This is a genomic window from Ideonella sp. FW305-24, assembly GCF_058788035.1.
Genome location: NZ_JBYTAI010000029.1, coordinates 1 through 9,248, shown reverse-complemented (window position 1 = coordinate 9,248; position 9,248 = coordinate 1). Strand labels below are relative to the sequence as shown.

Annotated in this window: 1 protein-coding gene; it reads left to right on the top strand. The window is 68.0% G+C overall.

All coding sequences use genetic code 11. From position 1 onward, the window contains the following. On the top strand, nucleotides 1-9,248 hold a 9,248-nt coding region (locus AC3WR5_RS33195), incomplete at both ends, for a beta-ketoacyl synthase N-terminal-like domain-containing protein (protein ID WP_492490061.1).

Here is a 9,248-nt window from a genome sequence, read left to right as displayed (position 1 = left end):
GCGCGCATCAGCCTGCCGGATGCGGCGCCGCAGGGCGTCTACCAACTGCACCCCAGCCTGCTGGACGCGGCCTTGCAAGCGACGCTGGGTCTGCAACTGGACAGCGAAACATTGATGCTGCCGTTTGCGCTGGGCACGTTGGAGGCGATGGCGCCGTGCACGGGCGAGATGTGGGCGGTCGTGCGCAGAAGTGCTGGGAGCAGTGCAGGAGACGCGGTGCAGCGGCTGGACGTTGAGCTGTGCGACGAGCACGGCCAGGTCTGCGTGCGCCTGGGGCAGTTCAGCTTGCGGTCCGTGAACGACGGGAAGACCCTTGCAACCGAGCCGGCCGCACACGAAACCGACCTGTTGTTGGCACCCGTCTGGCAAGTGGTAAGCCCACTGGCGCCTGCGAACCCAGCCTCCACCACCGAACGCGTGTTGATCCTGGGTGGCACGCAAGCTCAGCAACAAGCCCTGCTGAGCCAGTTCCCCGCTGCGGTTTTGCTTGCATTGCCGCCAGCCGCTCAAATCGCCGAGATCGAAGAAGGCCTGCGCCAGCACGGCGAGTTCGATCACCTCGTCTGGATCGTCGGCAGCGGCGAGCCCGAGTCGGATCAGCAGGACGACGAGGGCTTGATCGCATTGCAGCAACAAGGTGTGGTGCTGGGCTTCCGCCTGGTCAAGGCCTTGCTGGCACTTGGCTTGGACAAACGCCCGCTGAACTGGACGGTGTTGACAGTCCGCACCCAGGCCGTCTACCTGTCGGACGCGGTGCTGCCCGCGCATGCCGGCGTGCATGGCTTCGTGGGGTCGGCGGCCAAGGAATTCCGGCGCTGGCAATTCCGCCTGCTGGACCTGGACGGCGCACAAGCCTGGCCGCTCGACCAACTCTTCCAGCTGCCTTTCGACCCGCAGGGCGACGCGCTGGCTTGGCGCTCCGGCCAATGGTTCCGCCAGGCCCTGCTGCCCGTCGACATCGCGTCGGCGGCCCGGCACGAAACCCTGTACCGGCGCGGCGGCGTCTACGTGGTGATCGGCGGCGCGGGCGGCATTGGCCAGGCCTGGAGCGAGCACATGATCCGCGCCCACCAGGCGAACATCGTCTGGATCGGCAGGCGCCCGCTGGACGAGGCCATCGCGCAGGCCCAGGCGCGGCTGGCCACCTTCGGGCCCATGCCCGAGTACATCGCGGCCGATGCGACCGACCTGCAGGCGCTGGTGCGCGCCCGCGAGCAGATCCTGGCGCGCCACCCCGCGATCCATGGTGTGATGCATGCGGCCATCGCACTGCTCGACAAGAGCCTGGCGCAGATGGACGAGGACCGCCTGCTTGCGGGCCTGGCGGCCAAAGTGGATGTCAGCGTGCGCATGTGCCAGGTCTTCGGCGGGCTCCCGCTGGACTTCATGCTGTTCTGCTCCTCGCTGCTCAGCTTCATGAAGGCGGCCGGGCAGAGCAACTACGCGGCCGGCTGCACCTTCAAGGACGTCTACGCGCTGCAATTGGCGCAGCGCCTGCCGTACCCCGTCAAGGTCATGAACTGGGGTTACTGGGGCAGCGTCGGCGTGGTCGCCTCGCAGGCCTATCGCGAGCGCATGGCACAGCTGGGCTTTGGCTCCATCGAAGCGGACGAAGGCATGCTGGCCATCGAACGCCTGCTCGCCGCGCCCATGCCCCAGCTGGGCTTTCTCAAGGTCGCACCCACCGGCGGTAAAGGCGGCCTGTTCGACCTGATTGGCCAGGCGCGCGTGCAGGTCGACGCCGCCCGCGATGGTTCTCTCGCCACCGCACTCTCCCGCCAGTCAGGCAGCAGGCCATTCCCTGGCGACGCGGATCGCCTCAAGCAACACAAGCGCGAGATCGACCAGCTGTCGCTGGCGATCTTGCGCGGCGAACTGCAGGCGCTGGGTTGGACTGGCGAGGCCGCGGTGCCTGGCCTGCGCCCGGGCCACGCGCGCTGGCTGGCCCACAGCCGGCAATGGCTGGCGGCGTCAGCAGATGAATCGACTTCGCTGGCGCAGGCCTGGGCTGCATGGCAGCAGCGCAAGACCGCATGGCTGGACGACGCCGACCTGCGCGCGCAGGTGCAGCTGGTCGATGCGATGCTGGGTCAGTTGCCAGCCATCCTGCAGGGCCGCGTGCAAGCCACCAGCGTGATGTTCCCGGGCTCTTCGATGCACCTCGTCGAAGGGGTCTACCAGGGCAATGCCGTGGCGGACCATTTCAACGACGTGCTCTGCGACACCGTGGTCGCATTTGTCACCGAACGTGTGCGGCAGGACCCCGAAGCCCGCATCCGCATCCTTGAGATTGGCGCCGGCACCGGCGGCACCAGCGCCCGCGTGCTGGCACGGCTCAAGCCCTTTGCGTCGCACATGGCGGCCTACGCCTACACCGACCTGTCGCGCGCCTTCCTGCTGCACGCAGAGCGGAAATACGGACCGGACCACCCCTACCTCGATTACCGGCTGTTCGACGTTGGCAGCGCCTTGGCCGGGCAAGGCATCGAAGCCGGCAGCTACGACCTGGCGATTGCCACCAACGTGCTGCATGCGACCCGCGACATCCGCGAGAGCCTGCGCAACGCGAAGGCGCTGCTGCGCCCGAACGGCCTGCTGGTGCTCAATGAGTTGAGCCGTTGCGAGCTGTGGACCCACCTGACCTTCGGCCTGCTGGACGGCTGGTGGCTGTACGAGGACGAGGCGCTGCGCATCCCCGGCAGCCCCAGCCTCGCGCCGGAGCGCTGGGACACGGTGCTGCGCGAGGAAGGCTATCGCCACGTCATTTTCCCGGCCGCGGCCCAACACGCGCTCGGCCAGCAGGTGGTCGTCGCCGAGAGTGATGGCGTGACGGTGCAACGGCAGCCCGTGCGCGCTGCCGCGAGCCTGCCGGCAGCGCCGGCCCGCATCGTGGCCGCCCCCGCCCCCGCCCCCGCGCCCGCGCCCGTGACCATGGCCGTGCCGCGCAGCCGCAACGAGGCCGCGGCCAGCCCGTCCACGGCGCAGGTCAGCGTCCCGCCAGCCCTGCTGCGCGAGAAGTGCGTGCTGCAGTTCAAGAAGCTGGTCGGCCAGACCTTGAAGATGCCGCTGGACAGGATCGATGCCGGCACCGGCCTGGACGCCTACGGCATCGATTCGATCCTGGTCCTCGAACTGAGCAACGGCCTGCGCCAGGCTTTCAAGGACCTCGGCATCGAAAGCGAGGTCAGCCCCACGCTGTTCTTCGAATACGCCAGCATCGACGCGCTGGCCGACCATTTCATCGCAACCCAGGCCGTGGCAATGATGCGCTGGGCCGGGCTGGACAGCGCCTCTGCGCCTCCGGCCAAGGAGTCAACCAGGCCTCAGCCACTGCTGGCACCGCTCGCGAACCAGGCCTGGCGCCCTTCGGCGCGCGCCATCCGGCGCCTTGGGCACCGGAAGTCTCCGGAAACCCTGCCTGCCGCCACCCAGGACGTGGCCATCGTCGGCCTGTCCGGGCGTTATCCGGAGGCCGCCGATGTCGGCGAATTCTGGGCGCACCTGAAGGCTGGGCGCAACTGCATCCGCGAGGTGCCGGCCGAGCGCTGGGACCACAGCCGGTATTTCGACGAGCGAAGAGGCCAGCCCGGCAAGGCCTACACCCGGTGGGCCGGGTTCATCGACGATGTCGATTGCTTCGATCCGCTGTTCTTCAACATCTCGCCGCGCGAAGCGGAGGTCATGAGCCCGCAGGAGCGGCTGTTCATCCAGGAGGCCTACGCCTGCATCGAAGAGGCCGGCTACACCCCCGCCACGCTGTGCGCGAGCCGCAAGGTTGGCCTCTTCGTTGGCGTGATGAACGAGCGTTATCCGAGCGGCACGCGCTTCTGGTCCATCGCCAACCGGGTGTCCTACCTGTTGGACTTCCAGGGGCCGAGCATGGCGGTGGACACCGCCTGCTCGTCGTCGTTGACGGCCGTCCACCTGGCGCTGGAGAGCCTGCGCAGCGGCGAGAGCGAGGTGGCGATTGCCGGTGGCGTCAACCTGATCGTGGACCCGGACCACTTGCTGACCCTGTCCGCGATGACGATGCTGTCCGCCGGGGACAAGTGCAAGTCGTTTGCGGCCGACGGCGACGGCTTTGTCGACGGCGAGGCCGTGGGTGCCGTCGTGCTCAAACCCCTGCAGCGGGCCATCGCCGATGGCGATCACATCCACGGCGTGATCAAGGGCAGCGCCGTCAATGCCGGTGGCAGGACCAACGGCTACATGGTGCCCAACCCGGCGATGCAGGCGCAGGTCGTGCGCAGCGCGCTGGAGCGTGCGGGCGTCGATGCCCGCAACGTCAGCTACCTCGAAGCCCAGGGCACCGCGAGCAGCCTGGGCGATCCGATCGAGATCGCCGGCCTCACCAAGGCCTTCCGGGGCTGGACAGCAGACAGGCAGTTCTGCGCCATCGGCTCGGCCAAGTCCAACGTGGGCCACTGCGAAAGCGCGGCCGGCATCGTGGCCATCAGCAAGGTCTTGATGCAGATGAAGCATGGCACGCTGGTGCCCAGCCTGCATGCCGCCGAGGTCAATCCGTCCATTGACTTCGCCAATTCGCCCTTCGCATTGCAACGGGAGTCGGCGCCCTGGCCGCGAATGGTCCGGGACATCGGCGGCCGCGCGCAGGAAATCCCTCGCACGGCCGGCATCTCGTCGTTCGGCGCGGGCGGCGCGAATGCGCATCTGGTGATCGAGGAGTACATCGCGCCGCAGCCGGGGGGCCAGGCCAGCGGCCTCGTGATGGTCGTGTTGTCGGCGCGGCGCCAGGATCGTCTGGAAGACCAGGCGCGGCGCCTGCTCGCCGCGATCACGGCCGACCAGGCCGGGCTCTCGCTCGCCGATCTCGCCTACACCTTGCAGGTCGGGCGCGAGGCGATGGAAGAACGGCTCGCGCTGACGGTCGAATCGCTCGCTGAGTTGCGTCACAAGCTCTCTGCCTTCCTGGCCGGGGACGAGGCTGTCGCCGGCCTGCACCGCGGTCAAGCCAGGCGCGGCAAGGACGCGATGGTCCTGCTCGCCGGTGACGAAGACATCGACATGGCCTCGGTCGCAGCGACCTGGCTCGCCAAGGGCAAGGCCGACAAGCTGCTGGGCCTGTGGGTCAGGGGCCTGCCGGTCGACTGGGCGGCATTGCATCGCAACGGCGGCCAGGCGCCGCGGCGGATCAGCCTGCCGACCTATCCGTTTGCCCGCGAGCGCTACTGGACCGAGCGTCGCGAGGAAGCGGCAGCACCGCCTGTGCGTTTGGAACACCAAGCCTTCGATGCACCGGTCGCGGCGGTGGAACCGGTGGTGGCGGTCCAGCCCGCAGCCATCGACGACGCGACGCTGCGGCAGCGCATCCAGCAAGCTTTGGTCGAGATGGTCTCGGCCACGCTGAAGGTCAAGCCTGACGACATCGACGGCGAAACCTCGCTCAGCGAATACGGCTTCGACTCGATCACGCTGACCGGTTTCGGCAATGGCCTGAACGAGCGCTACCAGGCCGAGCTGACACCGACGATCTTCTTCGAGTTCCCGACCCTGGACGGCCTTGCGGGTTTCCTGGCGCGCGAACGCCGCGAGACCATGCGGCGCCACTTTGCGCCCCAGGGCGAGCCCGTGGCCGCCCCTTCGGCGCCCTCGGCCCCCCGCGCGCCCAGGGCACTCTCCGCAAGCCCCGGCCACCGCGCCACGGCTGCGGCGGCGCCGAGCCGCGCAGCAGCGGTGGACGAGCCGGTCGCCATCATCGGCATGAGCGGCCAGTTCCCGATGGCGGACGACATCGATGCCTTGTGGCGCGTGCTCGCCGAAGGCAAGGACTGCATCAGCGAAATTCCGCGTGAGCGTCTCGATTGGGGAACCTGGTCAGCCGAATCCGCAGAGGCGCACGCCCACGCCAGGTGGGGTGGCTTCATGGCTGGCATCGACGAGTTCGACCCGATGTTCTTCGGCATTTCGCCGAAAGAAGCCGAGCTGATGGACCCGCAGCAGCGGTTGATGATGACGCAGGTCTGGAAGGCACTGGAAGACGCCGGCCATGCAGGCCCGGCGCTGTCGGGCAGCGACACCGCCCTCTACGTCGGCACCATCGCCAGCGGCTATGCCCACCTGATCAGCCGTGCGCGCATGCCGGTCGAAGGCCATTCGTCAACTGGTGCGGTGGCCTCGGTCGGCCCGAACCGGATGAGCTATTTCCTTGACTGGCACGGGCCCAGCGAGCCGGTGGAAACGGCCTGCTCCAGCTCGCTGGTGGCGCTGCGGCGCGCCATCCTCGCGCTGCAGCGCGGCGACTGCGGCATGGCCATTGCCGGTGGTGTCAACACCATCGTCAACCCGGAACTGCATGCCAGCTTCGCCAAGGCCGGCATGCTGGCCGAGGACGGCCGCTGCAAGACCTTCTCCAGTGACGCCAACGGCTACGTGCGTGGCGAAGGCGTGGCGATGCTGGTGCTCAAGCGCCTGTCGGACGCCGAACGCGACGGCGACCACATCCACGGCCTGGTGCGCGGCAGCGCAGAGAACCACGGCGGCCGCGCCAACTCGTTGACCGCGCCGAATCCCACGGCCCAGGCGGCCGTGGTCAGCAAGGCCTACCAGGACGCCGGCATCGACCCGCGCACGGTCACCTACATCGAAGCGCACGGCACCGGCACCCCGCTGGGCGACCCGGTCGAAATCAACGGGCTCAAGGCTGCGTTCAAGACCTTGTACGCGGCCACAGGCGACAGCGCCGTCGCTGCGCCGCATTGCGGGCTCGGTTCGGTCAAGACCAATCTCGGCCATCTGGAACTGGCGGCCGGCGTCACCGGCGTCATCAAGGTCTTGCTGCAGATGAAGCACAAGACGCTGGTGAAGAGCCTGCACAGCGAGACGCTGAATCCCTACATCGACCTGGGCGACAGCCCGTTCTACGTCGTGCAGCAAGCGCGCGAGTGGACGGCACTGCGCGATGCCCAAGGCCTGCCCTTGCCACGCCGCGCGGGTGTGAGTTCGTTCGGCTTTGGCGGCGTCAATGCGCACCTGGTGCTGGAGGAATACATCCCGCCGGTGGCGACGCGGCCCGCCGCGGCCGGCCCGGTGGCGGTCGTGCTGTCCGCGCGCGACGAGGAACGGTTGCAGGCGCAGGCGCAGCGGCTGTCCGCCTTCCTGGCCTCGCCGGAGAACGCCAGCATTGATCTGGCCGACCTGGCCTACACGCTGCAGGTCGGCCGCGAAGCAATGAAGGCGCGGCTGGGCCTGGTGGCAGGCTCGCTTGCAGAGCTGCGCGAGAAGCTGGCCCGCCATCTGGCTGGCAGCACCGGTGCCGATGTGGTCCATCGCGGGCAGGCCGGGCGCAACAAGGCGGCCACAGCCACCGCCGACACGCGCAGTGGGATCGAGCGGGGCGAGCTGGACACGCTGCTTGCGCTGTGGGTGCAAGGCGAGGCAGTGGACTGGACCGGCCTCTACAGCGACCGCCAGCCGCGTCGCATCAGCTTGCCGAGCTACGCGTTTGCCAAGGAACGACATTGGGTGCCGGCAGGGCGCAGCGACGCGCAGGCCGCTTCCGCGCCGTCTGCCTTGCTGCACCCGCTTGTGCATCGCAATTCGTCGAACCTGCTCGGGCCGCGCTTCAGCAGCCGCTTCAGCGGCAATGAGTTTTTCCTCGCCGACCATGTCGTGGTGGACAGGCGCGTCCTGCCCGGTGCTGCGCAGCTGGAAATGGCGCGCTTCGCGGTGAGCGAGGCCATGAGCGGAATGGGAGGGGGCGCCGGTGCGCTGCATCTGGAGGACGTGGTCTGGGCACGGCCCGTGGTGGTTGGGCCTGAGGGGCTGGAGCTGCATGTTTCGCTGTATCCGGAGGATGACGGCGAGGTCCGTTATGCGCTGCACGCTGGCACCGCGGAGGCCGAGGTGTTCCACGGCGAAGGCCTGGTGATGGCGTCCGCGGACCAGGCTGCACCGGTGACGCACGACATCACGGCCTTGCAGCAGCAATGCTCGCAGGCGCACCTGAGTGCCGCGCAGTGCTACGCGCTGTTTGCAGATCTTGGCCTGCACTACGGCAGCGGCTTCCAGGGGCTGGGCGAGCTGTTCATCGGCGAGCAACTGGCGGTGGCCGCGATCACGCTGCCGCCATCGCTGCTGGTGGCCCAGGACAGCTATGTCTTGCACCCCAGCCTGCTCGACGCGGCGATGCAGGCCTCGGTTGGCCTGCGGATCGGCGCCAACGCTGACGGCCTGAGCCTGATGCTGCCGTTTGCCTTGGGATCGCTGGCGGTGCTCGCGCCTTGCGCGGCCACGATGTGGGCCGTCGTTCGGCCTACCGCCGACCATGCGAGCAGCGACGCGGTGCAGGAGGTCGACATCGACCTTTGCGACGCCAACGGCATGGCATGCGTGCAATTCAGGCGGCTCGGCCTGAAGGCCATGACCACGTCGACCCCCCCGACCGATAGAGCGCCGAAGGCAGAGCGCGCAGTCCTCGCCTCTGTGCCCGCGCCGGTGGTAGCCGATGCGCCCGACGGCATCGAGGAAAGAGCTGTTCGCTACCTGGTCCGCTTCCTCGCCAATGCGCTGAAGCTGCCCACGAAGAAGATCGATGCGCAGGCGCAGATGGAGAGCTACGGCATCGACTCGATCCTGATCCTGGATTTGACGCTCGCGCTGGAAAAACAGTTCGGCCCGCTGCCGAAGACGCTGTTCTTCGAATACCAGACCATTGCCGCATTGAGCGGATATTTTGTTCAGCACCATCATGCCGCGATGGCGGCGCTGGCAGGGGAAGGGCGCATCGCCACGACCGTCACGCCCGTGCCCGCGGTGGTGAAGGTCGAGAGGCCGATGTCAGCGTCGATGAGCCGCCGGTCGCGCTACGAGGCGCGCAGCCGGATCGACAGGAACGCGCCCGGCTCCGACCTTACGGAAATCGCCATCATCGGCCTGTCAGGCCGGTACCCCGAAGCCGGGGATGTGGCTCAGTTCTGGACCAACCTGAGCGCCGGCAAAGACAGCATCAGCGAGATCCCTGCAGAGCGCTGGGACTGGCGGGCGTACTTCGACGAAGACAGGACCCGGGCTGGCAAGACCTACAGCAAATGGGGCGGCTTCATCGAAGGCGTGGATGAGTTCGACCCGCTGTTCTTCAACATCTCGCCGAGAGAAGCCGAACTGATGGACCCGCAGGAGCGGCTGTTCCTGCAATGCGTGCACGCCACGCTCGAAGACGCCGGCTACACCCGGGACAGCGTCGCTGCGGAGCAGAACGTCGGCGTGTTTGTCGGCGTCATGTACGAGGA